Source organism: Pseudoramibacter alactolyticus ATCC 23263 (assembly GCF_000185505.1).
GTDB lineage: Bacteria > Bacillota > Clostridia > Eubacteriales > Eubacteriaceae > Pseudoramibacter > Pseudoramibacter alactolyticus.
In genome coordinates this window covers 252152-277076 of record NZ_GL622359.1, presented here as the reverse complement: position 1 = coordinate 277076, position 24925 = coordinate 252152, and the positions used below count along the sequence as shown (strand labels likewise).

The window sequence follows — 24925 nt, the reverse complement described above, 5'->3', positions numbered from 1 at the left end:
TATGCCATGTTCTTCGGCAAATGATAAATTTGAGCCATTATACCCTATCGGACGGCGACTTTGCAAAATTTATTTAGCCTGTTTTCACCGCCCTTCAATATCAAAACAGAAAGACAGCGGTTTTTATTCAGAACGCGGATATGCCCCTGCCTCAGCGGCGTCCATTTCGGCAATGACCGCCGCTTCCAGATCCTTGCACTGATCCATCAGGTGCTGGAGAAACGCACGGTAATAATGGCCGTAAGCCTCTGGATTTTTCAGCCGGGACACATTTTTGTCAATCACGGCCTTTTCCCGCACCGCGTCGAAAATCGGCTGATGCCTCACGTGCTTGTAGTGCGCCACCGCCGTCGCGCAGTTCAGGCGCGCTTCATAGAGCGCGGCCATCTGCCGATCGATGGCGTCAATGGATTCGCGAATCGCGTTTAAATTTTCCGGATTTGCGGCAGTGTTTGTCAAATACCCGCTCATCGGCCATCCTCCAAAATCAAATCGAGCAGACAAAGCGCCGTCGCCGCTTCCACCGCCGGGATCGCCCGGAGCACAATACAGGGATCGTGCCGCCCGGTGATTTCAATCGTCGTGTCTTCCCGCCGGGCCATATCGATCGTCGCCTGCGGCTGGGCAATGGACGGTGTAGGTTTAAATGCCACACGAAAGACCAACGGCATGCCGTTGGTGATGCCGCCGTTGACGCCGCCGTTGTGGTTGGTCCGCGTCTTCACCCGATCGCCATCCATATAAAAGGCATCGTTCGCCTCAGAGCCCCGCATCCCGCTCATGGCAAAGCCCGAACCGAATTCAACCCCTTTGACAGCGGGAATGGCAAAGAGCAGTGCAGCAAGCCGGCTTTCCACCGTTTCAAACATCGGCGAGCCCAGCCCGCCGGGTACCCCGGTGACATAGCCCTCAATGATACCGCCTACCGAATCTTTATCGGCGCGCGCCTCGGATACCGCCGCCTGCATCTCGGGGATGCGGCTTTCGTCGATCGCCGGCCAGTTTGCGTCGCAATACTGCAAATCAGCGTAAGCTTCCGGTATGACGATCGATTCATCTGCCACGCCCCCGATGCAAAGAATCCGCGAACCTACCTGCAGCCCTTCGATTTTCGCCGCCAGCACCTGCTTGGCCACCGCTCCGGCAAAAACAACCGGCGCCGTCAGCCGACCGGAAAAATGTCCGCCGCCGCGATAATCCTGATAACCGCCGTATTTGAGCCAAGCCGTATAATCCGCGTGACCCGGCCGCATTTTGTTTTTCGTCCCGGCATAATCCCCGGAGCGGGTGTTTGTATTTTCAATCATGCCCGTCAGCGGCGTCCCCGTGGTGTGCCCTTCAAAATATCCGGAAACAATATTAACGGTATCCGCTTCTTTGCGCGGCGTCGCCAGGACCTTTCCTCGGGATGCCCGGCGGTCCATTTCCTTCGCAATGGCTGTTTCGTCGATGGGAATCCCCGCCGGCAGCCCGTCGATCACTGCCCCGATGGCTCTGCCGTGGGATTCGCCAAAGACTGAAAGCTTTAAATGATTGCCCCAAAAGGATGTCATGCCAATTGTCCTCCCATTTTCACAAAATCTTCCCAAAATTGAGGATAGGATTTTTGTACCGCTTCCGCTCCGTCGAGCACCACGGGCGCTGCGCACACAGTCGATGCCGTGGCCAATGCCATCGCCACCCGGTGATCGTTAAAACTCGAGACGCGGCCGCCCTTCAGGGGCCTGCCGCCGCGAATCACGAGGCCTTCCGGCTTTTCTTTTACATCGGCGCCCAGGGCGGTGAGGACCGTCGTCATGGCCGCCAGCCGGTCCGATTCCTTCAGACGGAGGCGGCCGGCACCGACGATTCGGCTTGTTCCAGAAGCCGCCGCTGCCAATACCGCGAGCACGGGCACCAGATCCGGGCACTGGCTCACGTTCATCTCGATGCCGCGAAGCCGACTGGGTCTGGCACAAAAACCATCGGCCGTCCGTGTGATGTCACCGCCCATTTCACGCATCCAATCGACAACGCGGGCGTCGCCCTGGGCCGAATCAAAGAGCAATCCCCGACAAGTCACCGGTCCGCTGAGCACCCCTATAGCCAGCCAGAACGCCGCCTGGGAATAGTCACCTTCCACGGTGAACACCCCGGGCGCATAATGCTGTCCGCCGGCAATACGGTAATGCCTGAAATCCGCACTGGCATCAACGACAATCCCTGCCTGCCCCAGCACCGCCAGCGTGATAGCCACATAGGGCGCCGATTCCATCTCGGTGATCACATCAATGGTTGAGTCGCCGTCGAGGAGCGGCAGCGCAAAAAGCAACCCCGTAATAAATTGAGACGAAAGATTCCCCGGCAGCAGAAAATGCCCCGGCTGAAGACCGCCGTTCAGCGTCAGCGGCAGCTCCCGATTCTCCGGCGCCGTCCACTGCACGCCGTGCGCGGTAAAATTCTCCCGGAAGGGACCCAAAGGGCGCTCACTCAGCCGACCTTCACCGGTGATGTGCAAATCCCGCGCATGCATTCCCGCCAATGGCAACATAAAACGCAAGGTCGAACCCGACTCCCGGCAATAAATGGTCGCCCCGGCCGCTGCCTTCGGACGATCGCAGCCGCGGATCGTTAACGTCACCAGTCCGCGGGACTCCGCCGCACTTTCAATATGTGCGCCCAGCGCTTCCATCGCGGCGCAAGTCGCCTTTAAATCCTCCGACAAGAGCACGTGATGCACGGTGCTTTCGCCTTTGGCCAGCGCCGCGGCCATCACCATGCGATGGCTCACACTCTTGGACGGCGGCGCGACAATTTCGCCGCAAATAGGGTGCGGTTTCAGGATTTGTCTCATCCTGACCTCCTATTCCGCCTGGAACAATTCGATGGCCATGTTCTTGTGCACCCGCACAATTTCCGCCGTGCCGATTTGAGGCATCACACAAAGATTAAGCACATCACCTTCAAATTTCTTATCATTTTGCAAAATCGCATTGACGCGATCAAGATCCATCTCCGGCAATTCCCTGGGTAAACCGTAAGTATCGAGGATCTGCCCCAGATTGGCCAGATCTTCTTCGGACGTGATGCCTTCCCGCACGCTCATCCGCGTGATGTTATACATGCCGATGGCCACTGCTTCGCCGTGCGTATAGGTGCCGTAGCCGAAATAGTTTTCGATCACGTGGCCGATGGTATGCCCAAAATTCAAAATGCGGCGAATGCCGGATTCCCGTTCATCTTCTTCGACCACATTGCGCTTAATCTGCAAGCACTTGGCAATCACGCTGTCCATGTCATCCAGCAGATCTTCCTGATACTGGTAGCCGGTGAGACGTACGAAAAGCTTGCCGGAAGCGATGCAGCCGTATTTGATAACTTCGGCCATCCCGTCAATGAAGAAACGATCGTCCAGCGTTTGGAGAAACACCGGATCCACGAAGACGGCCTCTGCCGGATAAAAAGCCCCCACCATATTTTTACCGATATCAAGATCCACCCCGGTTTTATCCCCGACGGCGCTGTCGCTCATCGCGATGAGCGATGTCGGAATTTGATACAGATCGATCCCCCGCATATAAGTCGCTGCACAAAAACCTGCCAAATCGCCGATCACGCCGCCGCCGAGCGCCACAATGGCATCGGCCCGGGTCACGCCGAACTCCGCCAGCTTATAATAAATTTCTTCAGCCTGGCCCAAATTTTTGGTGGGCTCGCCCGGTTCAAGCACAATTTGCCGCACCGTCCCGCCAAAAGAGGCAAATTGCTTGACAATACCTTTCAAATAATAACCGGCGACATTTTCATCGGTGATGATGACAATGGTCCGGTATTTTTTGAACAGGCTGTCGAGCTCAAAGAGATGATCTCTGAGTCCTTTTTGGATATAAATTTCCGTCTTGTGAACACTTTCTGTTGTGCAGGATAATTTCTTCACGGCACTGATCCTTTCCCATTCTTTATAATTAACGCACGTTCGCAACGCATCTGCGTTTTAATTTTATTTGAAAACCAAGCGCTCCTTCACAGAGCGCCTGAACTTTTTGTTTCGGTGATGCCGTCTTCATGCGGTGATCCGATTCTTATTATAAAAGAAAGTTTTGACAAGTGCAATCGCCTGCGACCGAGAATTCGCATTTAACCAAAAAGTATGCTATAATTAAAAAACTATATTTTCCCGGTCCCTGGTGCCGTTCTTCCGCGGATGGCGCCACTGCATGACCCATTTTTTATCTCAGGAGGTTCTTAATGATCGCCATTATTGTCATTGTCGCGCTGATTGTTATTATCGCGCTGTGGTTCATCGCCACGAAAAACAGCTTCGTCCGCGCCGAAAACCAGGTGGAGGAAGGCTTCGCCACCATTGATGTCTACCTCAAAAAACGCTACGACCTGATTCCCAATCTGGTGGAAACCGTCAAAGGCTACGCCCGCCATGAATCCGAAACCCTGGAGCAGGTGATTGCGGCCCGCAATACCGCCATGCGGACAGCCCCCGCCGATCTTTCAGCCAAAATCGACAGCGAAAATGCCCTGACCGGCACCCTGCGGCAGCTTTTTGCCGTCGCCGAAGCCTATCCTGATTTAAAGGCCAACGCCAATTTCGTCGATCTGCAAAACCAGCTGAAGGCCATCGAAGAGGACATTGCCAACGCCCGTAAATATTACAACGCTACGGTCAAGACCTTTAATAATAAAACGGAAGTTTTCCCGGCGTCCATTGTCGCGGGCATGAGCGGCTACACGGCAAAGCCCTATTTCGAAGCGGCCGATGCCGAACGTGAAAACGTCAAGGTCCAATTTTAACTTTTTCCTGCCAATTGCAGCCCGGCCTTTCCGGGCTTTATTTATCAAAACACTGCAAAGCTTTGATGCATATCGGAGGTGATTATGACTTTGCTTAAAAATCCCCGGCTCCCATTGCGCTTGGGGCTCATCCTTGCCATCGCCATCGTTCTGATAGGCTTCTCTTCTCCCGTCCTGGCCGACGAGGGCGGCTACACCACCCCTTCCTGGCACACAAGGCTCACGGTTCGGGAAGATCACGCCTACGACGTCACTGAAACCATTCGCATTAACTTCAATGAAGCGCGCCACGGGATTTACCGATACATTCCCAACCGCGGCACCTTTTACAGGCAAATCAACGGCAAACCCGTGGCAAGCGACTACCATGCCGCCATCACCAACATCCGGGTCGACGGCGGCAAAACGGCTGTCAGCACCCAAGACAACAACACGGTGATCCGCATCGGCAGCAGCGACGCCACCGTCATCGGCAACAAAACGTATGTAATCCGCTACCGATGGGATCCCGGTGATGACGGCATCACCGATTTCGACGACGTCTATTTTAATCTGGCACCACGGCTTTGGCCCACAGCCATCAGCCGCATGACCTTCCGCGTGGATCTGCCCAAAAAGTTTTCTGCCAAAAAGCTGCATTTTTACAGCGGCGGATACGGCAGCACCGGCTCGACGCACGTGTACTACCACATAAGCGGCAAAACCCTCACCGGCCGGGTGGACCGCGGCCTCTCCGCCAGCCAAACCCTGACCATCAATCTGCGTCTGCCGGAAGGGTATTTTGTCGGCGCGCGCAAACCCAGCGATCGTGTGCCCCTGGCTGCGGGTGCGGCCATCATCGCCCTGATTGCCGCGGTCATTCTGTTCTGGCGTTACGGCCGGGACGAAAAACCCGTGATGCCCGTTTTCTTTAATGCGCCCCGCGGATTCGATCCGGCCCAGGTGGGCACCATCGTCGACGGCAGCACCGATCAGCAGGATATTCTCGCTATGATCATTTATCTGGCTTCACAGGGATACCTCACCATTGAAGAGACGGCCGACAAGGTCTTTACCTTCCGCTGGCAAAAAGATTTGCCGGCCGATGCCCCGGCCTATACCCAATTGATTTTCAACAGCCTTTTTTCCGCCGGCCGCCGAACGGTCACCAGCGATCAATTGGCCGACGATTTTTATCAAACGGTCAGCGAAGGCAAAACCATGGTGATGGACACTTTCCATCAGCCGAATACCGAACTGTTCACTTCTGCATCCCGGGCTCTGAAGGCCGTGCTGATCAGCCTGGCGATCGCCGTCACCCTTTTCACCGGATATGCGATCTGCTACGCCTGGCGCGGCGGCTTCGATCTTTATCCTTTCCTTCTCTGTACAGTTCTGTTAGGCGCCATGCTTCTCAGTCCCGCCTTTTGGCTCGGGCATTTCCTGGAATACGGGGCGGGCATGAAGGCCGCCAGTCGTCGGGGCGTTTGTATTTTCTTCGGCCTGATCACCGCAGCGGCCACGGCGGGCGTCGGCACGGTGACCGCCGTCAAGCTTTCCCCGCTGATGCCTGTCCCCGTCGCTGCGATTCCCCTGCTGATGCTTATCAGCGCCAAGGCGACCAAACGCACGCCCAACGGCAATACCTGGCTCGGAGAAGTGCTGGGCTTCAAGCACTTTATCGAACTGGCCGAAGCCGATCGTCTTAGGGTATTGCTTAACGACAATCCCGCCTATTTTTATGACGTGCTGCCCTATGCCTACGTGCTGGGCGTCACCGATCAATGGGCCAAACGTTTTGAATCGCTGGCCGTTGAACCGCCCAGTTGGTACAGCACCTATCGCCCGATGACCACTTGGAATACGCTTTGGTTTGCCTCTGCGTTTAGCCACAGCATGGCCAATATGAGCGCCTCGATGATTCAGATCCCCAGCGACTCAGGAAGCGGCGGCTTCGGCGGAGGCGGCTTCGGTGGAGGCGGGGGATTTTCCGGCGGCGGAGGCGGCGGAGGCGGCGGCGGCTCCTGGTAAAACCGAAATCGCTTTTCAATCCCCGCAGCACGACACTATTATTCTGCGGTTGGTGCATCCTGCACCAGCCGCATTTTTTATAAGCAGCATCACAGAATTTTGTTTTTTCTCTGATCGTTTGCCGTTCGTCCGGCAAAGCGGTATAATGATCTCGTTCATTTATACTTCATTTGTCAATGCCTCATTGCTAATTTGTGACAAAGGAGGAATCATGCCACTCGTCACATCCAAACGCATGTTCGAAGCCGCCCAGTCCGGACATTATGCCATCGGCGCCTTCAATGCCAATAATATGGAAATCATTCAGGGAATCATCTCCGCGGCCGAACGGGAAAGCAGCCCGGTGATCCTTCAGGTTTCCGAGAAATCCCGGGAATATACCAACCCGGTCTATCTGATCAAGCTGGTGGAGGCCGCCGTGGCCACCAGCGACGTGCCCGTCTGTCTGCATCTGGACGACGGCCCGGATTACGAAACCTGTGTCGCCTGCATCGACTCGGGCTACACTTCCGTCATGATCGACGGCTCCCGGCTGCCCTTTGAAGAAAACATCGCGCTGACCAAAAAAGTCGTCGACTACGCCCACGATCACGGGGTCGTCGTCGAGGGCGGGCTCGGCGATCTGCACGGCGACGCCGAATCCGATGTGCCCCTGGCGCTGACTGATCCGAACCACGCCGTCGATTTTGTCGCCGCCACCGGGGTGGACTCCCTTGCGGTGGCCATCGGCACCTGCTATGGCCCCTATAAATTCAAAAGCGAACCCACCTTAGCCTTCGAGCGCCTGCAGGATATGTCCAATCAGCTGCCGGGCTTTCCCTTGGTGCTCCACGGTGCTTCTTCGGTTCCGAAAGAATTTGTGGATCTGAACAATCAATACGGCGCCGACATCAACCGCGCTCAAGGCGTTCCGGAGGATATGCTGCGAGAGGCCGCCAGACTCGGCATCGCCAAGATCAACATCGAAACCGATTTAAATCTGGTAATGACCGCCTGTATCCGCCAGTTCTTTATCGAGCATCCCGACGCTTTTGACCCGCAAAAATATCTGGGGCCGGGCCGTCGCGCCATTCGCTCGATGGTTATCCATAAAATGCGTCATGTTTTGGGCTGCAGTCACGGTGGACTGGGATGATCCAATTAACGATTTCCGACAATGCTGCAGAGCAGCGAATGGATCGCTTTCTCATCAAGTGGCTGCCCCAGGCCAGCAAAGGTTTTTTGATGAAAATGCTGCGCAAAAAACGCATCAAACTCGACGGGCACCGTGCCAGCCCCAGAGACTATCTTCAAAAGGGACAGGTTCTCACCTTCTATTTTTCTGAAGAAACTTATCGGCAATTTCGCGGACAGCCGGCGGCTCCCGGCGAGCCGAGCCTGCCCGATTCCCTGAAGGCTCTGATGCAGCCGCCCCTTTACGAAGATGACCACCTGATCGCCGTGAACAAACCCGTCGGTCTGTTGACCCAGCCGGATCACACCGGCACGCCGTCTTTGGCCGATCTGGCGGGAACACTGCCCCACTCGGGCACCTTTCATCCGGCGCCGGCCAACCGGCTCGATCGCAACACCAGCGGCATCGTTTTGATTCCCAAGGACTATCCCACGCAAAAGCAAATCGCAGCGGCCATCAGATCCCATCTCATCCGCAAATCCTATTGGGCCATTGTCGCCGGGAAAATCACCCGGGGTGCCAAGCTGCATTCAAGGCTCACCAAAAATCCGAGAGCCAATATCGTCCAGGAAGAAACCGATGGGCAGCGGGAAGCCTGGCTGCGCTATCAGCCGCTTTGTTCCGGCGACGCAGCCAGCCTCATCGCCATCGAACTCGGCTCCGGCCGCAGCCACCAAATCCGAGTACAGCTGGCCGGCATCGGCCACCCCATCATCGGGGATCCCAAATATGGCAGCCGCAGCCACAACCGTGAATGGGCCGCTCTTTACGGCCTGCACCATCAGCTGCTTCACGCGCATCGCTACACGATTCCCGAATTAAACATTGATGTGGTCGCGCCGCCGCCGGAACGTTTTTGTGCCGTCGCGAAGCATCTCAGGCTGGCGCTGCCCCGCATCTAACCATATTACAGGAGGTTTTCATGGGCTATTGGCATTCCCGCGGGCTCCGCGGCTCCTATCTCGAATCCCTGATCAACACGACCAATCAATTCTATCTGGAGCATGAGCTGGCCGTCGTCCAGAAACTGCCGACTGCCATCACCCCGGTCGAACTCGACAAGCAAAAGGGCACCATCAAGCTGGCCTATTTCGACGCCAAGAGCACCGTCGACTACATGGGCAACGTGCAGGGGATTCCCGTTTGCTTCGACGCCAAAGAAACCAACCTCAAGAATCTGCCGCTCTACAATATCCACGATCACCAAATCGCATTTATGGATACCTTTCAAAAACAAGACGGTCTGGCGTTTCTCATCGTGCTCTTTAAAAAAATCGACCAATGTTTTCTGCTCCCCTTCGAAGTGCTCAAGCATTATTGGGACGGCGCCCAAAGAGACGGCCGCCATTCCATCCCGCTCTCAGCCTTTGAAAACCGCTACCGCATTCAGGAAGCCGGTCCTATCCAGCTGCACTATCTCGAAGCGTTAAACACCTATTTATCTGATTTAAAAAACCAAAAGGAGGCTCTTTTACGATGAAGGATCATGAACTCAAAAAAATTCCCAGCTTTACCGTCAATCATTTAAAACTCCTGCGGGGCATCTATGTTTCCCGGAAGGATTCGGTTGGCGACCAGATCGTCACGACCTTTGATATCCGCATGAAGGAACCCAACCGCGAACCGGTGATGAACACCGCCGAATGCCACACCATCGAGCATCTTGGCGCGACATATCTACGAAACGATCCGGCCATCTCCAAGCAGATTATTTATTTTGGACCGATGGGCTGCCGCACCGGCTTTTACCTGGTAATGAAAGGCGATCTGACAAGCCGCGACATCGTGCCGCTCATCACGAATCTGTATCGCTTTATGGCGGCCTTTGAAGGCGATATCCCCGGCGCCGCCGCCAAAGACTGCGGCAACTACCTCGACCAAAATCTCGCCATGGCCAAATACGAATCCCAAAAATTTCTCACCGAAGTGCTCGAAAACCTCAGCGATGCCAATCTGATTTATCCGGTATAAACGCCGCCATCCCCCGTTTTCGCTTCAAAAAGCACAAAGCCCCGAAAGCCAGCCGGCTCTCGGGGTTATTTTCATGAAGGGTATTTGACTTTTTCAAAGCGTTTCGTACACAAATCGGGCCACGGTGCACAGCGGCGGATCCGGCAGCACGTCGATGGAGCTGGGATACGGCGGATCTTCAGGCACTTCGATAATTTTAAACGCCCGCACTTCGATCAGGCTCTTTTTGCCGGCCTGCTTTTTTAAGCCCGCCACCAATTCGATATAATCACCGGCGAACATCGGCACGTAAAGGCGGATCTTTTTGACTGCCACACAATGGCCGGTATTGCCGAAGATCTTGGCCATCAGACGGTTTGCCGCGTCGCCCATCAGAGTGATGCAGCGCGCGCCGTTGACCACGCCGCCGCCATAAAACACATCGCGGTCGGACATGCGATAGCGCATTGTTACGGTTTCCATGTTTGTCTCCTCCCCGCTTAAATTGTCAATTCCGATTCCGGAAAATCGTCCAGTTCCCGCCAGGGATCCACAACGGTACCGTCGGGCTGCTCGCCGCGCTGCAAATGCTTTTTGACCACCAGGCGCACATTGCCCTCGGTGCACAGCAGCGGCTCGTCAAACCAGACCATATCGCCGGGGCGCGCGCCCGCTTTGCCGGCGCGTTCCGCCGTTGTCGCAAGCTTATACACTTCGATGCGACAATCCCGGGAGGTATTGCTCACATGGATCATCGTCGCCTTGTATTCCATCATATCCCCAACATACACATCGTTGTGGATCACCACGTCGTGATAGCCCAGGCACAGGGATTCGTCCCCATCGTTCAAGATCATCTGCTCAGTTTCAACGTCGCCGATGAAATCAAACTGTCTGCCGAAGGGCACCAGTCCATCGGGACTCGCCGCGTCGGCTGTCGTCATATTATAGCTCAAATAAGATACTTTTCTGGCCATTTTTTCCTCGATACTTTCTCTTTTTCAATGCGTTTGCTGCCGCTCAGATCACACCTTCTTCGTGCAGCCTGGCCGCTTCCTCCTCCGACAGCCAAAACACCTCCTGATTGTGCTGGCCCAATGTCGGCGAAGGCGCCACGACCCGGCCGGGGGTCTCAGACAGCTTGGCCACGACCCCTTGAAAATAGAGGTCACCGGCCGTTGGATGGTGGGCGTGCACCATCATTTCCCGGGCCTTGGTGTGGGGATGCTCGATGGCCTCCTTCACGTTGAGCACCGGCCCGCAGGGAATATTGGCTTCGTCCATGATCGCCTCGATTTCCTGCTTGGTATACCGTGCCGTCCAATCGTTAATCAGTGCGTGCAGTCCCGGATGATAATTGGCCATCCGGTCGATGTTTGTCAGATAGCGCGGATCCTCGACAAGATCCTCCCGGCCCAGCACCCTGCAGAGTCTGGCCCACATCGGGTCGTTGCCGACACCGATGGTCACATAGCCGTCCTTGCAGGCAAAGACATCGAAGGGCGCAATGGAGGCATCCTCGTTGCCGTTGCGCGTCGGGATGACACCGTCCATGGTATAATTCGGAATGGCGTTTTCCAGCATGCTGAAGATCGTGTCCATCATGGCCACGTCCACCAGCTGTCCTTCGCCGGTCCGCTCTCTGTGATGCAGCGCGATGAGCGCGCCCACCGCCTGATAAATGCCCGAAACGTGATCGGCGATAGACGGGCCGGCTTTGACCGGCTCGCCGTCTTTGAAGCCCGTCAGATTCAGCAGGCCGCCCATGGCCTGAGCCACGGTGTCATAACACGGACGGTGACCAATGGGGCTGGTCTGACCGAAGCCGGATCCCGAAACATAAATGATGCGCGGATTGATTTTTCGGATGGTTTCGTAATCGATCTGAAGCCGCTTGGTGACGCCGCCTTTAAAGTTTTCGCAGAAGAAGTCTGCATCCTTCGCCAAATCATAAAGCATTTCGCGGCCCTTCTCCGATTTGAGATTGAGGGTGACCCCCTTCTTATTTCGATTAATGCTGCAAAAGAAGCCGCTTTCGCCGCTGGCCTCGTCAATGGGGCCCCAGGTGCGGCACTGATCGCCGTGGATCGGCTCCACCTTGATGACTTCCGCGCCGTAATCCGCGAAGAACATGGTGCAAAACGGACCGCTTAACGCCGTTGTCAGGTCGATCACTTTCAGATCGGATAATGCTTTTTGAGACATCGCAGTCCCCTTTCTCTGTGTTCTTGAAAGCCACTCTCCCGGGCTTATTCTGCCGCGTCACACTTGAGCACCGCGCCGAGCAGCACGCTGGCGCCCTTGGTGCATTGTTCCACCGTGGTGAATTCTTCTTCGCAATGGGAATGCCCGTCTTTGGACGGCACGAAAATCATCGTCGTCGGCATCATATAGGATGCAAACTGCGCATCGTGACCGGCGCCGGAATTGATGCGCTGGTTGGAATAGCCCAGCTCATCCACGGCATCCTGCACATAGCCCACGAGCTCCTTATCGTAATAAACGGTGTCGCGGGTCCAGGCAATTTCATAATCGGTTTTGCATTTTGCCAGCTCTTTGGGCATGTCTTCAATGACTTTAACCACCTGTTCGATCACCTTTGGATCTTCGTGACGGGCATCGAGCGAAAAATCGACGTAATCTGGGATGACCGTGTGCACATTGGGATGACAGAGGATTTCACCGGTGGTGTAAACCAGTTCCGGATCGAGCTTGTCCAGCTCTTCGTGGAGATAATCCAGCGCTTTGGCCGCCGCATAAAGGGCATCCCTGCGGTATTTCATCGGGGTGGTGCCGGCATGGTCGGACTGACCGGTGAGCTTGATGTGGTAGTTCACCATGCCGAGCACGCAGGTGACGACGCCGATGTCGTTGCCGGCCGCTTCGAGAATCGGCCCCTGCTCAATGTGCAGCTCGAACATCGCCTTGTAATCCTTCGGGTTCAGACGGTTGGCCGCATCGCCCTTGTAGCCGCTGGCTTCCAGCGCTTCTCCGAAGGTTTTGGTCGGATCGAGCACCGACTTTGACGCGAGCATGTCTTCGTGCTTGAAATTCACACGGATATCCTCCGGCAGATAATCGTAACAAACGACCCCGGAAGACATCATGGCCGGCGGATAAAGCGATCCTTCCTCATTGGTCCAGATCATCGCAGTGAGATTGCGCTTGTGAGGAATCTTTTCTGCTGCGACGGTTTCGAGCACCTCCATCGCGCCCATGACCCCGAGAATGCCGTCGTAGTTGCCGCCGTTCTTAACAGAATCGCAGTGAGATGCCATCACGATGCCCGGCAGACTCGGATCGCTTCCCGGCAGCGTGGCATACAGGTTGGCCATATCGTCCGTTTTGATCCTGGCACCGATGGCCTCCATCCGACGAACAAATTCCCCCCGCGCCTGAAGCGCTTCCGGCGAAAGGGAATAACGGGTGATCCCGCCGTGACCGGCATCGCCAAACCGGCTCATGGTTTTAATTTTATCGCCCATTCTTTCTTCACTGCATTGATACATGATTGGTCCTCCTCCAAATTTTTTAATTTTAAATCTGTTTCTCAGTTGATTGAATTGCAGAAACTCGCAAATCTTTTTTGAACCTTTAATTCTTTCTCACTTGTTTTTGGCGCGTTTTCCGATCAGGCGAGCACTTTGCAAGATCATCTGGCACAAAATCATCGAAACCACAATGCCCGCGGCCAACGCCCCGGCGATAGTGACGGTCTCGACGCCAAAGCGTCCGGCCCGGGAAAACTGCCCCGCCACCAGGCTAACGGTGGTATGATAAAGCGAAAATCCGGGGATCAGCGGGATGAAGCCCACCACGAGAAAAGTCGTCGCCGGAGCCGCCGCCATCCGCGCCAAAATTTCCGAATAAAGCCCCAAAAACAGGGCCGCCCCAAAGGACTGGATTCCAATTCGCGGCACCGCATACCCAATCTGCAGATAAACCGCCCAGGCGACCGCTCCTCCAAGGGCCGCCCAAAATAAATGACGCCGCTCGAGATTAAAGAGCAAGGCAAAGCCCAGCGATCCGAAAAATGCGGCGCCGATTTGAATGCCTGCCGCCATCTTCGCCTCCTGTTAAAATACCAATGCCCAAGCCAGCGCCATCCCCACGGCAATGGCCAGGGCAATGAGCACCGATTCCAAAAATCGCACGGATCCCGAAAGCAAATTGTTGGAAAACATCTCCCGGAAGGAATTGGTAATCATCAGCCCGGGAATGAGCACCATGATATTGCCAATGCTGATCTTATCCATCTGGCACACGGGCAGTCCCTTCGCAGCAAGCCCCGCAAGCACGCCGGCACAAAAAGCCCCGACACACGGCCTGAAAAACGGACTGATGGCGATGCCGGCAAAGGGTTTTTCAATGCCGAACAGCGCCAGGCCGATGAGCCCGGCCGCCGCCGCGTCCAGAGGGCTTCCGCCGAAGAAAATGGCAAAGGCCGCCGAAATCATCGCGTAGGCTGCCAGGATGCGCCCCGGCCCCGGCCCTCCGGATGCCCGAATCGTCTCCAACGCCTTTTGGGCCGCGTCCAATGGGGGCGTCTTTTCACAAAGGCTTCGCGACAAAGCATTGAGCCGATTGAGCCGGTGAAGATCATAAGCAAAGCGGTCGACGCGGCGGCTCTGGGTGAACATGGGCTCTCCGGGAAGCTGCAGCGTCACGAGGATGCTGTAGGTAATCGAAAACACGTGGACATCTTCCGCGCCGTAAGCCCGGCAGATCCGTCCGACGGCATCCTCCACCCGTCCGATCTCTGCACCGCAGATCATCATTTCCATGCCGATATCTGCCACGCAGCTGAGCAGTGCCTCCCCGAATCCGGTCGGCGATTTAGGCGTTGTTTCTCGGCACGCGTTTGACAAAGCGCCCCATTCCCGGCTTCCCGACAAAGTCGCCGTCGTCGTAAATCAACTGGCCCCGCAGGTAGGTCTGAACCGGATAGCCGTGGAAGGATTTGCCTTCCCAGATCGTGTGATCGCACAGCGTGTGCATTTTGTCGATCGTGACGGTAAAATCTTTTTCCGGATCATAGATCACCACATCGGCGTCCTTGCCGACGACAAGGGAGCCCTTGTCGGCACAGCCGAAGATCTTCGCCGGATTGGTCGCACAAAGCGCCACGGCTTGGGGGAAGGTGATCTTGCCGGTGTTGGCCGCATCCAGCATGTAGGGATAAAGATTTTCCACCCCGGCACAGCCGTTGGGGATTTTGGTAAAATCGTCCTTGCCCCAGTCTTTCTCCGTGCTCTGGAAAGGACAATGATCGGTGGCCACCGTATCGATCAGATTGGTTTTGATCGCCTGCCACAGCGCATCCTGACTTTCCTGGCCTTTCATCGGCGGCGAACACACGAAGTTGCGGCCGTCTTCGCGTTTATAAACATCGCAGGTAAATTCGAGATATTGGGGGCAGGTTTCCACAAAAACGTCGGCCCCTTCCCGCTTGGCGTCGATGCAGGCCTCCAGCCCTTCCTTATCCGCCATATGCACCACGTAAAGCGGCGCTTCAAGATGGCGGGCCCAGTGCACCGCGCGCTTGTCGGCTTCCGCCTCGACAAATTCCGGCCGGCTCATATAATGATACCAGGCCGAGGTCTTGCCTTCGCGCAAAAACTGTTCGGTGTAAAGATCGATGAGGTCCGGATTTTCGGCGTGCACGTTGATCATGGCACCGAGTTCCTTGGCTCGCAGCATCAGCGTGGCCAGCATCCCGTCATCCACCATCATGCCTTCTTTTTTATAAACAAGAAAGCACTTGAAGCTGGTGATGCCTTCTTCCACGGCGGTGGCCATTTCGTCGAGAATCGCACCGTCGTTGAGGTTGGTAATGCAGCAATGGGAGGCATAATCCACGCAGGCTTCCTTTTCGAGCACGGCCTTTTTTTCGTTGATCAGATCCATGATAGAACCGCCGGCACGCTGCACCGGATAATCGAAGACGGTGGTCACGCCGCCGCATGCCGCGCCCCGGGTCCCGGATTCATAGGAGTCCGACGACACCGTCCCCCCGAAGGGCATCGCCAAATGGGTATGCACATCAATTGCCCCAGGCAGCACCAATTTGCCCTTCGCATCCACCACGCGCGCCGCTTCTGCGGCAAGGGTTTGGCCGATGGCGGCAATTTTGCCGTCCTTCACGGCAAGATCGCCGTGAAACATCTCCGTCGCCGTGACGAGCGTCCCGTTTTGAATGATCAAATCATATTTTTCCATTCTGTCCCTCCTGTTTTTTTATTGAAACCCGATGCTTATAAGTATTGGGTTTTAAGCGATAAATCGTGAGGCGCCTCCCCGTCTTTGAACACAATCTTCCCGGGTGTGATGCAATCCATCACCGGGCAGACGTTCAGGCAAAGGTGACAGCCCACACATTTGTCTTCGTCGATGGTAGCTCGACGCGCCTGTGAATCGAATTGAATCGCCTGATGCCCGCCGTCGTAGCAGGAGACGTAGCACCGGCCGCAGCCCACACATTTGTCTTCATTGATTTGCACCAGCACCTTGTAGGAGCGATCCAGCTCTTCTGCGCTGATGATGTTTTTGAGCGCCACACCGACAAGATCCCGCAGCCGATCGATGCCGTGGTCTTCCATGAAGTGGGAGAGCCCGCTGATCATATCCTCGACGATGCGATAACCGTACTGCATGACGGCGGTGGTCACTTGGAGATTCTCCGCGCCGAGCATCAGAAACTCAAGACAGTCGCGCCAGGTTTCAATCCCGCCGACACCGGTCAGCGGCACGTCCTTGAGCACCGGATCATGTTTCAGGTCGCTGATAAAGCGCAGGGCGATGGGCTTCACCGCAGCGCCGGAATAACCGGAGACCGCCGACTTCCCGTTGACAATGGGCATCCCCACCATTTTATCAATATCGAGATTGGTGATGGCCTTCACTGTATTGATGGCCGCGATTCCTTTGGCGCCGCCTTCGATGGCCGCCCGGGCCGGGATCTCCATATTGCCGATGTTCGGCGTCATCTTCGCAATCACCGGCAGGCACGTCGCCGCCGACACCACCTCACAATAATGTTTGACCAAATCCGGATTCTGCCCGACGTCGGAACCCATGGTGGAAGAAGTCATCTGCGGGCAGGAAAAGTTGCATTCAATGAGGTCCGCACCGGCCTTTTCGGATTCTCTGGCCAAAAATGCCCATTCTTCATCGGTGCTGCCCATGATGCTGGAGACGATCACCTTGCTCGGAAAGTCTTCCTTCAACTTTTTAATATAGCCGAAGTTGACTTCGTTGGGTTTATCCGAGGTCTGTTCCATGTTTTTAAAACCGGTCCACGGGGTGCCTTCCTTGCTGGCGATATCGAATCGCGGCGAGCACTCGTTGGGAATATAAACGGAAATGGTTTTGTAATAGATGCCGCCCCAGCCGGCTTCCAAAGCCTTGCGGCACATGTCGTAGTTGGATCCGACGGGCGAAGAGGAAAGAAAGAAGGGATTTTCACACTTCACGCCGAGGAAATCAATGGATAAATCTTTTTTTAACGTCATGAGAATCGTCCTTTCTTACACCAAGCCCATCCGGCTGAGCATCGCTTCTGCGGCCGTTTTGCCTTCGGCAACGGCTTCCACCACCGTCGCCCCCTGATCGTGAGCATCGTCGCCTCCGATATAAAGGTTGCCGGCGGCGGCGAGATGGGCATAATCATCGGTCTGTTTCTGACCGATGGCAAAAACAATGCGATCTGCCTTGATCTTCATTTCGGAATAACCGTCGCGGCTCCTGCAGGCCAGGCCGGCCACTTTGCCGCCCTCGCCCAGAATGGCCTCCGGCGCGAACTCGGTGTGAATCGGCACGCCCATATTCTGCACGAAGCGAATTTCATCCATATCGGCCGGCGCTTCAGCAACACTGCGCCGATAGACGATGGCCGCCTTTTCCGCGCCCAGCTGCTTGGCGGTGGTGGCGCAGTCCATGGCGACGTTCCCCCCGCCGATGACCACCACGTGATCCGGCAGATCCATGGCATCCGGACACGTGCGCGCCCTGGCCAGAAAATCGAGAGCGGTTTCCACGCCTTCAAGATCGTCCCCCGGCAAGCTCGGCTTTTTCGCGGCCCAAAGACCGACCCCGACAAAGACCGCGTCATACGTCTGGCGAAGCTCGTCCAATTTGGCAAAATCCACCGGCGTGTTAAATTCAAAGATCACGCCCAGATCTTTAATCAACTGAATATCGTGATCAATCATTTCCTGGGGCAGGCGCGTCGGCGTGATGCCGTAGCTGAGTACGCCGCCGGCTTTTTCCCTGGCTTCAAAAATCGTGACGGCCACGCCGCGGCGCGCGAGCTCTCTGGCGCAGGCCAGCGATGCCGGCCCGGCTCCGACGCAAGCCACGCGTTTGCCCGTCGGTTTGCCCGCTTTTACAAAACGCATGGCATCTCTGGCTTCCATCTCCACCAGATAACGTTGAATGGCGCCGATTTGAATCGGCTTGTCGATACCGCAGCGGCTGCATGCTTCTTCACACATCCGGTCGTAAGGACAAACCATCGCGCAGGAACCGCCCAGCGGATTGTTTTCGCGAATCGTTTCCGCCGCGCCCTTCACATTCTTAAATCGCAGCGAACGAATAAATTTCCCCGGATCCGTGCCGGCCGGGCAGCCCTTGCTACAGGGAGCATCCTCGCACAAGAGGCAGCGAGCTGCTTCTTCCATCGCGCGGCGATAATCAAAAGCTTTTTCCTTTTCCGCGGCATACGCTCTCTCAATTACTTTACTCATATCTCTCTCCTTCTTTTTCCTTTGCAGCCAAGCAGTGCCCTTGTCGGCTGCGGTTACACGATTTTGTCAGTTTTCTTCCGGCAATTTGAAAATCACCCAATCTTCCTTGTCGGTCTTGCCACGATAAACTTTGCTGTAAAAAAAGCGTCCCAGGTAATCGCTGCCAAGCCCCACAAAATTGCCGAGCAGCAAGCAAAGCATCAGCATCTGCCAATTGCCGCCGGTGGCAAAGGCCGAAAACCCGCCCATAAAGGTGCAGGCCGCCACTTTGGTCAAATCACAGTGAGACAAATAACAAATCACGCCGGAGAAAAATCCGGTACACAATGCGCTGAAGAGCACGCCGCTCGAAACGACATTGCCTAAAGCGATGATTGTACATCCGATGAGAATCCCCATATAATTGCTGCACAGCGACCGAATAAAACCATTGCGCCCGCATCCGGCGGTAAAGTAGGACGTGCAGCCCACAAACCCGACCCAGGTGACTAACATCGGGGACGCTGCACCGGCGCAGACCCCTGTCCATAATCCACACACCACAGCCGTACCAAAAGCCGTCGAAAATATAAATCCTGCTCCCATGCCATCCTCTCCTTTCAACTCAATTTAACCATTCACTGTTTTCGGCGCCACCATCGCAATCGTGTCTTTTATCGAAATTGTCGGTTTTTTGCTTGTCGCTGATTTTGATGATGTTTTAATTTTAAACCTTCCTGAAAGTGGCAAGTCAAGGCCTCTTGATATTTTCTTGTCAAAAGAGTTCTTCCAATCTTTCGGATACTCTCCGGATTTTTTAATGAAATTTTCCTGCCCAATTTTCAAACATTGACGTATGTCAATATATTTTTCAAATGCAGTCTATAAAATTTCATCCTTTTTCAACTGATCCTCTATTAGTTCCGCAAAAAAAATTGTATTTTCCCATTTTTCCGCATGAATGCCGAATTTTACTGAAACCTTTTGCAACTAAAAAAGTCTCCCCTTATGAGAGACTTTAATCTTGTTGATTACCGGCTGACCGGAATCATGATTCGCGTCACATGGTCTTCGCTGCGCCCTACGTCGATGGGAGAAACGATAAATTCCTCCGTCGCATAACCGCTCACGTGATACCCCTGCGCTTCGATCCAGCGCTTTAAACCGATATAGGTGTGGATAATATCGTGGTAATCTCCGAAATGCAAGGTGGTTGCCGCCTCGATGCCGCCAAAGACGCGCACACCCGGCGCATCACGATCCTCCGGCGATACGCGAATGCTGTATTCCACATCGCAATCATTTTGAAGAAACTGGCCGAAGATTTCCGAATGAAAGGTGACAAAAACCGAACCGACCGGTGAAACGGCCGCTCTTTTGGCATCTTCGACAATTTGAATCCAATTTTCAAGATTAACCTCTTCGTTGCGATAGGAGGCGATCATCTTTTGCTTGCTGAACAAATAAATTTCCGGCAGCGTCATCAATTGGAACGACGGCTGCGCCTCCTGATGTTCGCGATGCTCTCGCAGATAATCACATCCCGTTTGGATCCGCTGCTCAAACAGGGCAATTTCCCGATGCCGCATCTGCAGATCGGCAATCTCCGCCTCGATCGCCTTTAATTGGCTGCCGACACGTTCCAACATGCCGTCCAACGTGCGCGCGTTTAAAATAGCCTGAATATCTTTTAGCGGAAATCCCAATGAGCGCAAACGTCTGATCATATAAACCGTCGTCAATTGTTCTTTGCTATAATAGCGGTAATTGCTGGTTTCCTTACGATACTGAGGCTTTAGCAAATCAATTTTATCATAATATCGCAGTGTCTTTACCGAAATATGGCATAACGTCGCCACTGTTCCAATTGAGAACTTTTCTGCCTTGTCTTTGCAGTCTTCCGCCATTGCAGCCTCCTTTGGTCTTTTCTCCATCATCGATTGCATTTTTGTTATTTTATCATAAAATACGACCAATCCCCTTAATTCATTCGCAGAGGATGTGCCTTGATTGCCGACCGATACATATTCACTTGGTATATAACACATAATTTTTTTCATAAACCAAAAGCCCGACCCCAATTCTGGGGTCGGGCTTTTAAGGATGTTCTTCTTAATAAATAACGCCTTCGATTTCGTTGACCTGATTGGCCGCATGCAGACTCTGAATATGCTCTGCAATATTGGCCGAGTGGTCCCCCACTCTTTCGAGATCGACCAATAAATCAAAATAAATCGCCGAGCTATCCGCATTGCACTGGCCATCTGCCAGACGCTTGATGTGCGCGTTTTTATAGGCTTCTGTCATATCGTCAGAAATTTCTTCGTCACGATAAATTTGTTCGCAAAGTTTGTTGTCTTCTGAACGAATCACTTCCTGAACGTTGGCCACGATGCCAAGAATCAAATCGCTCAGCTTCTTAAGCTCGTCGATGGCGTCAGCTGTCATATCAATATCTTCGTCAATTTGAGTCTGAGCCATTTCGACGATATTTTCTGCATGGTCGCCAATGCGCTCAAGATCGTGGGCACACTGCAAATACACCGCCAGCTTGTCGTTTTCTTCCTGGGAGACATTCAAATTGGTCAAGCGGACGATAAAGTCGATGATCCCGTGTTCATGCTCATCGATGCGTTCTTCCCGCTCATAGACCTTCTCGATCGCCTTTTCGTCATTATTACTCAGAGCCTCAAAGGAGAGCTTCAAGTTTTTGCCGGCCATTTCTGCCAGGTGAACAAGTTCATTGGTCAGCTGGCCGATGGCCACCGCCGGGTTGTTAAGCAGACGGTCGTCCAGCTGCAGGCCGCGGTCCCCTTCGGTTTCGTCCGGCGAATGCTTTTCTAAAAACGCGACAAATTTGTCGATCACCGGCAGCATCACAATCATGTTGAACACATTGAAGAAGGTGTGGGACATGGCGATCTGTCTGGCGACATTGGGAATGACCTGGCCGCTGCTGGTCTTCATGGTGCCGGAGATGTTCACCAAAGCCTGATAGACCGGATTGATATTAAAAGCGTCCAGAACACCAAAGAGGCAAAGCACCCAGATCGAGCCGAAAATATTAACAAACAAATGAATCAGCGCTGCATTACGCGCTGCCCGGGAAGTCCCGACGGACGACAGCATCGCCGTAACACAGGTCCCGATATTGGTGCCGAGCATCATCGGAATGCAGATCTGAATGGCTGCCGTCCCGGAAACATCGGCAAAAATGCCGGAAATCGCCAGCGCCTGGAGCATCCCCAAAGTCGCACCGGAGCTTTGCATCACCCCGGTGATCACGGTGCCGATCAATAGCCCGAGAATGGGGTTTTTGCCATAGGTTACCAGCCAATTTTTGAAAATCACATTGTCTTTGAGCGGCGCCATCACCTCGCTCATCGTGGAAATGCCGAAAAAGATAATCCCAATGCCCAAGAGAATGGTCCCAATATCCCGGGTGTGCTTGCGTTTGCCGATCAGTGAAGTGATGACACCGATGCCGATGAGCACCGGTCCGATGAAATCCATATTAAAGGCAATGAGCTGTGCCATGAGGGTCGTCCCGATGTTGGCTCCTAAAATGATGCCCGCTGCCTGGGTGAGGTTCATCAGCGCCGCATTCACAAAGCCAACCACCATAACCGTGGTCGTGCTGGAGCTTTGTACCATGATCGTCACGACAATCCCGCAGAGAATAGCCTTGAAGCGATTCCCTGTCAGAATTTCCAAGAGGCGCTTCATTTTGCTCCCAGCGACTACTTTCAGACTATTGCTCATAATCTGCATCCCGTAAATAAACAGGCCCAGGCCGCCGATCAGCCCCACAATGATTTCAAACATTTAAAACTCCTTCACTGCATTTTTTTGCTTATACCAATCGTACTGAATGAATTTTCCAATTTACATAGATCAAGATTTATTTTACCACGGATCGCTCCTAAAGTTAATCACAAGAAAAATTATTTTCAAATTGACGTCGATTAAAAATTTTCGGCTGAGCTGATTTCAAAAGCCAAGTGGCGATTCACTCGAATCCGTGTAATTTGATTGTGCAAAAGGGGCGTATCTATGTTAGAATGGGAGCACATCATAATTTTTAGGAGGACTCTTATTTCATGTCGAGTTTCACAATGAACGAAATCGTCAGCCTTGCCAAAATGCGCGGTATCGTCTTTCCGGGATCGGAAATTTACGACGGGCTTGCCAACAGTTGGGATTACGGCCCGATCGGGGTCGAAATAAAAAATAACGTTAAACGCGCCTGGTGGAAAAAGTTTATTCAGGAATCACCATACAACATCGGTCTGGACGCGGCCATTCTGATGAACCCCCAAACCTGGGTGGCCTCGGGCCATGTCGGCGGCTTCAACGATCCGCTGATGGACTGCAAACACTGCAAGTCCCGTTTCCGCGCCGACAAACTCATCGAGGATTATTTCCACGATAAAGGCGAAGAAGTGGTGGTTGACGGCTGGTCCAACGAAAAAATGGAAGCCTTCATCCAAGATCATCACATTGCCTGTCCGGACTGCGGCGAATCCGATTTTACCGAAATTCGTCAGTTCAACCTGATGTTCAAGACCTTTCAGGGCGTCACCGAGGATTCCACTTCCCAACTGTATCTGCGGCCGGAAACCGCCCAGGGGATCTTCGTCAACTTTAAAAACGCTCAGCGCACCACCCGCAAGCGCGTGCCCTTCGGCATCGGGCAAATCGGAAAATCCTTCCGCAACGAAATCACGCCCGGCAACTTCATCTTCCGCACCCGCGAATTTGAACAGATGGAACTTGAATTTTTCTGCAAGCCCGGCACCGACCTCGAATGGTTCACCTATTGGAAAGATTACTGCCGCAGCTGGCTGTTCTCCCTTGGCATGAAAGAAGAAAACCTGCGCTTCCGCGATCACTCGCCGGAAGAACTCTCCCACTATTCCAACGCCACCACCGACGTGGAATATCAATTTCCCTTCGGCTGGGGCGAACTCTGGGGGATCGCCGACCGCACCGACTTTGACCTAACCCAGCATGAAAATGTCTCCGGCAAAGATCTGCGCTATCAGGATCCGGCAACCAATGAAAAATACATTCCCTACGTCATCGAGCCGTCCCTCGGCGCCGACCGCATGTTCCTCGCTTTCCTGTGCGACGCCCTTGAACACGAAAAACTCGATGGCGGCGATACCCGAAACGTCATGAAAATTCACCCCTTCCTTTCGGCCTATAAAGCCGCCGTGCTGCCGCTGTCGAAAAAGCTCTCCGACAAGGCCCGCGAAGTTTATGCCGATCTGGCCAAATATTTCAATGTGGATTACGACGAAACCGGCAGTATCGGCAAACGCTACCGCCGCGAAGACGAAATCGGCACGCCGTTGTGCGTCACCATCGATTTTGACACCCTCGAAGACAATGCCGTCACCATCCGCGACCGCGACACAATGGAACAGATCCGTTTGCCCATCGGCCAGGTCAAAGCCTATATCGAAGAAAAAATCGCTTTCTAAATCCGCTGATAAATAAAAACGCCGTATTTTAATATGGCGTTTTTATTTATCTCATAGGAATATCGGAACGGACCATCCACTGCGATGAGCACAAAAAATATCAAATTTTTGCATAACCAATCCTTAGGCCAACTTTTTATCTTGTTTACTCCCGATAATTCCAAAATCAAGAGTTTTATCTTTGACAAAAAAATAAGCGCAAACCCTTTATAACTAAGGATTTACGCATATTTGCACCTGGTGATCCATCGGGGATTTGAACCCCGGACACCCTGATTAAAAGTCAGATGCTCTGCCAACTGAGCTAATGGATCAAATGGTGGGGAAAGATGGATTCGAACCATCGTAGACTCAGTCAACGGATTTACAGTCCGCCCCCTTTAGCCACTCGGGCATTTCCCCAAACAAAAGAATGGAGCTGACGGGCGGACTTGAACCGCCAACCTGCTGATTACAAATCAGCTGCTCTGCCAATTGAGCCACGTCAGCAAAAAAACATAAAAAAAATGGCGACCAGGAAGAGATTCGAACTCTCGACCTCCAGCGTGACAGGCTGGCATTCTAACCAACTGAACTACCTGGCCGCAATAATGGTGACCCGTGGGAGAATCGAACTCCCGTTATCGCCGTGAAAGGGCGATGTCTTAACCGCTTGACCAACGGGCCTTTTCAAAAATGCGGGTATGACTGTATGGGCCATACCCGCTTTCATACAATGGCTCCCCAGGTAGGATTCGAACCTACAACCTATCGGTTAACAGCCGAGTGCTCCACCATTGAGCTACTGAGGAATATAA

At 53.8% G+C, this 24925-nt stretch carries 23 protein-coding genes and 6 tRNA genes; 7 read left to right on the top strand and 22 right to left on the bottom strand.

Annotated features, from left to right (window positions below; genetic code table 11):
• Positions 1-123: 123 nt before the first annotated feature.
• Genes HMPREF0721_RS11400 through aroB form a run of 4 tightly spaced genes read right to left on the bottom strand, consistent with a single transcriptional unit; the run spans position 124 to position 3916 of the window.
• On the bottom strand, positions 124-471 hold the full coding sequence (locus HMPREF0721_RS11400; RefSeq protein WP_006597717.1) for a chorismate mutase: 348 nt from the start codon (positions 469-471) through the stop codon (positions 124-126).
• Entirely contained in the window at positions 468-1553 is a 1086-nt protein-coding gene (aroC, locus tag HMPREF0721_RS01335) for a chorismate synthase (RefSeq protein ID WP_006597716.1), read from the bottom strand. Before aroC ends, HMPREF0721_RS11400 begins: the two co-directional genes overlap by 4 nt.
• Complete coding sequence (aroA, locus tag HMPREF0721_RS01330; RefSeq protein WP_006597715.1) at positions 1550-2833, bottom strand: 3-phosphoshikimate 1-carboxyvinyltransferase; 1284 nt, start codon at positions 2831-2833, stop codon at positions 1550-1552. Before aroA ends, aroC begins: the two co-directional genes overlap by 4 nt.
• A 9-nt stretch (positions 2834-2842) precedes the next feature.
• Entirely contained in the window at positions 2843-3916 is a 1074-nt protein-coding gene (gene aroB / locus HMPREF0721_RS01325; protein WP_006597714.1) for a 3-dehydroquinate synthase, read from the bottom strand.
• A gap of 311 nt (positions 3917-4227) precedes the next feature.
• On the opposite strand from aroB, the gene HMPREF0721_RS01320 reads away from it, so the two are divergent.
• The 6 genes from HMPREF0721_RS01320 to HMPREF0721_RS01295 all read left to right on the top strand — a co-directional run bounded on the left by HMPREF0721_RS01320 (position 4228) and on the right by HMPREF0721_RS01295 (position 9940).
• Complete coding sequence (locus tag HMPREF0721_RS01320) at positions 4228-4785, top strand: LemA family protein (protein WP_006597713.1); 558 nt, start codon at positions 4228-4230, stop codon at positions 4783-4785.
• A gap of 84 nt (positions 4786-4869) precedes the next feature.
• The gene (locus tag HMPREF0721_RS01315; protein ID WP_006597712.1) at positions 4870-6795 is read left to right on the top strand and encodes a DUF2207 domain-containing protein; all 1926 of its coding nucleotides are present in this window, start codon (positions 4870-4872) and stop codon (positions 6793-6795) included.
• A gap of 211 nt (positions 6796-7006) precedes the next feature.
• Complete coding sequence (locus HMPREF0721_RS01310; RefSeq protein ID WP_040640145.1) at positions 7007-7930, top strand: class II fructose-bisphosphate aldolase; 924 nt, start codon at positions 7007-7009, stop codon at positions 7928-7930.
• Positions 7927-8871: an RluA family pseudouridine synthase gene (locus HMPREF0721_RS01305; RefSeq protein WP_006597710.1), complete on the top strand. Its 945-nt coding sequence runs from the start codon at positions 7927-7929 to the stop codon at positions 8869-8871. The genes HMPREF0721_RS01310 and HMPREF0721_RS01305 overlap by 4 nt, the downstream gene beginning before the upstream one ends.
• A 20-nt stretch (positions 8872-8891) precedes the next feature.
• Positions 8892-9449, top strand: coding sequence for a Holliday junction resolvase RecU (locus tag HMPREF0721_RS01300; protein ID WP_006597709.1), 558 nt, complete (start codon positions 8892-8894; stop codon positions 9447-9449).
• Positions 9446-9940 carry an S-ribosylhomocysteine lyase gene (locus HMPREF0721_RS01295; RefSeq protein ID WP_006597708.1) on the top strand — a complete coding sequence of 165 codons (495 nt, stop codon included), beginning with the start codon at positions 9446-9448 and terminating at the stop codon, positions 9938-9940. Before HMPREF0721_RS01300 ends, HMPREF0721_RS01295 begins: the two co-directional genes overlap by 4 nt.
• Positions 9941-10033: 93 nt before the next feature.
• On the opposite strand, the gene HMPREF0721_RS01290 is transcribed toward HMPREF0721_RS01295, so the two are convergent.
• From HMPREF0721_RS01290 to HMPREF0721_RS01235, 12 genes are all read right to left on the bottom strand, one after another.
• Positions 10034-10402, bottom strand: coding sequence for a hotdog fold domain-containing protein (locus HMPREF0721_RS01290; protein ID WP_006597707.1), 369 nt, complete (start codon positions 10400-10402; stop codon positions 10034-10036).
• A gap of 17 nt (positions 10403-10419) precedes the next feature.
• Complete coding sequence (locus tag HMPREF0721_RS01285) at positions 10420-10896, bottom strand: hypothetical protein (RefSeq protein WP_006597706.1); 477 nt, start codon at positions 10894-10896, stop codon at positions 10420-10422.
• A 43-nt stretch (positions 10897-10939) separates the two neighbouring features.
• A complete protein-coding gene (locus tag HMPREF0721_RS01280; RefSeq protein ID WP_006597705.1) occupies positions 10940-12124 on the bottom strand; it encodes a CaiB/BaiF CoA transferase family protein in 1185 nt (394 codons plus the stop codon).
• 44 nt (positions 12125-12168) lie between these two features.
• Positions 12169-13428, bottom strand: a complete 1260-nt coding sequence (locus HMPREF0721_RS01275) for a Zn-dependent hydrolase (protein WP_006597704.1) — start codon at positions 13426-13428, stop codon at positions 12169-12171.
• A gap of 96 nt (positions 13429-13524) precedes the next feature.
• Entirely contained in the window at positions 13525-13983 is a 459-nt protein-coding gene (locus tag HMPREF0721_RS01270) for a threonine/serine exporter family protein (protein ID WP_006597703.1), read from the bottom strand.
• A 12-nt stretch (positions 13984-13995) separates the two neighbouring features.
• Positions 13996-14718 (bottom strand): threonine/serine exporter family protein, encoded by a 723-nt coding sequence (locus tag HMPREF0721_RS01265; protein WP_006597702.1) that lies wholly within the window; start codon positions 14716-14718, stop codon positions 13996-13998.
• 37 nt (positions 14719-14755) lie between these two features.
• Complete coding sequence (gene hydA / locus HMPREF0721_RS01260; protein WP_006597701.1) at positions 14756-16138, bottom strand: dihydropyrimidinase; 1383 nt, start codon at positions 16136-16138, stop codon at positions 14756-14758.
• 35 nt (positions 16139-16173) lie between these two features.
• Positions 16174-17430: an NAD-dependent dihydropyrimidine dehydrogenase subunit PreA gene (preA, locus tag HMPREF0721_RS01255; protein WP_006597700.1), complete on the bottom strand. Its 1257-nt coding sequence runs from the start codon at positions 17428-17430 to the stop codon at positions 16174-16176.
• 15 nt (positions 17431-17445) lie between these two features.
• Positions 17446-18663, bottom strand: a complete 1218-nt coding sequence (locus HMPREF0721_RS01250) for an FAD-dependent oxidoreductase (RefSeq protein WP_006597699.1) — start codon at positions 18661-18663, stop codon at positions 17446-17448.
• Between the two features lie 66 nt (positions 18664-18729).
• Positions 18730-19248 carry a DUF1097 domain-containing protein gene (locus tag HMPREF0721_RS01245; RefSeq protein ID WP_006597698.1) on the bottom strand — a complete coding sequence of 173 codons (519 nt, stop codon included), beginning with the start codon at positions 19246-19248 and terminating at the stop codon, positions 18730-18732.
• A gap of 425 nt (positions 19249-19673) precedes the next feature.
• Positions 19674-20549 carry a MerR family transcriptional regulator gene (locus HMPREF0721_RS01240; RefSeq protein WP_040639818.1) on the bottom strand — a complete coding sequence of 292 codons (876 nt, stop codon included), beginning with the start codon at positions 20547-20549 and terminating at the stop codon, positions 19674-19676.
• Positions 20550-20754: 205 nt separating this feature from the next.
• Complete coding sequence (locus tag HMPREF0721_RS01235; protein WP_006597695.1) at positions 20755-22467, bottom strand: Na/Pi cotransporter family protein; 1713 nt, start codon at positions 22465-22467, stop codon at positions 20755-20757.
• A gap of 275 nt (positions 22468-22742) precedes the next feature.
• On the opposite strand from HMPREF0721_RS01235, the gene HMPREF0721_RS01230 reads away from it, so the two are divergent.
• Entirely contained in the window at positions 22743-24128 is a 1386-nt protein-coding gene (locus HMPREF0721_RS01230) for a glycine--tRNA ligase (RefSeq protein ID WP_006597694.1), read from the top strand.
• Between the two features lie 238 nt (positions 24129-24366).
• Here the strand turns inward: HMPREF0721_RS01230 and HMPREF0721_RS01225 are convergent.
• From HMPREF0721_RS01225 to HMPREF0721_RS01200, 6 genes are all read right to left on the bottom strand, one after another.
• A tRNA-Lys gene (locus HMPREF0721_RS01225) sits at positions 24367-24442 on the bottom strand.
• Positions 24443-24445: 3 nt separating this feature from the next.
• A tRNA-Tyr gene (locus tag HMPREF0721_RS01220) sits at positions 24446-24530 on the bottom strand.
• An 11-nt stretch (positions 24531-24541) separates the two neighbouring features.
• Positions 24542-24617 (bottom strand) — tRNA-Thr (locus tag HMPREF0721_RS01215).
• Positions 24618-24635: 18 nt separating this feature from the next.
• Positions 24636-24712 (bottom strand) — tRNA-Asp (locus HMPREF0721_RS01210).
• A 7-nt stretch (positions 24713-24719) separates the two neighbouring features.
• Positions 24720-24794: transfer RNA gene (locus HMPREF0721_RS01205), tRNA-Glu, on the bottom strand.
• Between the two features lie 50 nt (positions 24795-24844).
• A tRNA-Asn gene (locus tag HMPREF0721_RS01200) sits at positions 24845-24919 on the bottom strand.
• Positions 24920-24925 lie beyond the last annotated feature (6 nt).

What these genes read in the sequence shown, in the direction of transcription:
- HMPREF0721_RS11400 (WP_006597717.1), bottom strand. Translation starts at nt 471, where the DNA reads ATGAGCGGGTATTTGACAAACACTGCCGCAAATCCGGAAAATTTAAAC.
- aroC (WP_006597716.1), bottom strand. Translation starts at nt 1,553, where the DNA reads ATGACATCCTTTTGGGGCAATCATTTAAAGCTTTCAGTCTTTGGCGAA.
- aroA (WP_006597715.1), bottom strand. Translation starts at nt 2,833, where the DNA reads ATGAGACAAATCCTGAAACCGCACCCTATTTGCGGCGAAATTGTCGCG.
- HMPREF0721_RS01320 (WP_006597713.1), top strand. Translation starts at nt 4,228, where the DNA reads ATGATCGCCATTATTGTCATTGTCGCGCTGATTGTTATTATCGCGCTG.
- HMPREF0721_RS01315 (WP_006597712.1), top strand. Translation starts at nt 4,870, where the DNA reads ATGACTTTGCTTAAAAATCCCCGGCTCCCATTGCGCTTGGGGCTCATC.
- HMPREF0721_RS01310 (WP_040640145.1), top strand. Translation starts at nt 7,007, where the DNA reads ATGCCACTCGTCACATCCAAACGCATGTTCGAAGCCGCCCAGTCCGGA.
- HMPREF0721_RS01305 (WP_006597710.1), top strand. Translation starts at nt 7,927, where the DNA reads ATGATCCAATTAACGATTTCCGACAATGCTGCAGAGCAGCGAATGGAT.
- HMPREF0721_RS01300 (WP_006597709.1), top strand. Translation starts at nt 8,892, where the DNA reads ATGGGCTATTGGCATTCCCGCGGGCTCCGCGGCTCCTATCTCGAATCC.
- HMPREF0721_RS01295 (WP_006597708.1), top strand. Translation starts at nt 9,446, where the DNA reads ATGAAGGATCATGAACTCAAAAAAATTCCCAGCTTTACCGTCAATCAT.
- HMPREF0721_RS01290 (WP_006597707.1), bottom strand. Translation starts at nt 10,402, where the DNA reads ATGGAAACCGTAACAATGCGCTATCGCATGTCCGACCGCGATGTGTTT.
- HMPREF0721_RS01285 (WP_006597706.1), bottom strand. Translation starts at nt 10,896, where the DNA reads ATGGCCAGAAAAGTATCTTATTTGAGCTATAATATGACGACAGCCGAC.
- HMPREF0721_RS01280 (WP_006597705.1), bottom strand. Translation starts at nt 12,124, where the DNA reads ATGTCTCAAAAAGCATTATCCGATCTGAAAGTGATCGACCTGACAACG.
- HMPREF0721_RS01275 (WP_006597704.1), bottom strand. Translation starts at nt 13,428, where the DNA reads ATGTATCAATGCAGTGAAGAAAGAATGGGCGATAAAATTAAAACCATG.
- HMPREF0721_RS01270 (WP_006597703.1), bottom strand. Translation starts at nt 13,983, where the DNA reads ATGGCGGCAGGCATTCAAATCGGCGCCGCATTTTTCGGATCGCTGGGC.
- hydA (WP_006597701.1), bottom strand. Translation starts at nt 16,138, where the DNA reads ATGGAAAAATATGATTTGATCATTCAAAACGGGACGCTCGTCACGGCG.
- preA (WP_006597700.1), bottom strand. Translation starts at nt 17,430, where the DNA reads ATGACGTTAAAAAAAGATTTATCCATTGATTTCCTCGGCGTGAAGTGT.
- HMPREF0721_RS01250 (WP_006597699.1), bottom strand. Translation starts at nt 18,663, where the DNA reads ATGAGTAAAGTAATTGAGAGAGCGTATGCCGCGGAAAAGGAAAAAGCT.
- HMPREF0721_RS01245 (WP_006597698.1), bottom strand. Translation starts at nt 19,248, where the DNA reads ATGGGAGCAGGATTTATATTTTCGACGGCTTTTGGTACGGCTGTGGTG.
- HMPREF0721_RS01240 (WP_040639818.1), bottom strand. Translation starts at nt 20,549, where the DNA reads ATGGCGGAAGACTGCAAAGACAAGGCAGAAAAGTTCTCAATTGGAACA.
- HMPREF0721_RS01235 (WP_006597695.1), bottom strand. Translation starts at nt 22,467, where the DNA reads ATGTTTGAAATCATTGTGGGGCTGATCGGCGGCCTGGGCCTGTTTATT.
- HMPREF0721_RS01230 (WP_006597694.1), top strand. Translation starts at nt 22,743, where the DNA reads ATGTCGAGTTTCACAATGAACGAAATCGTCAGCCTTGCCAAAATGCGC.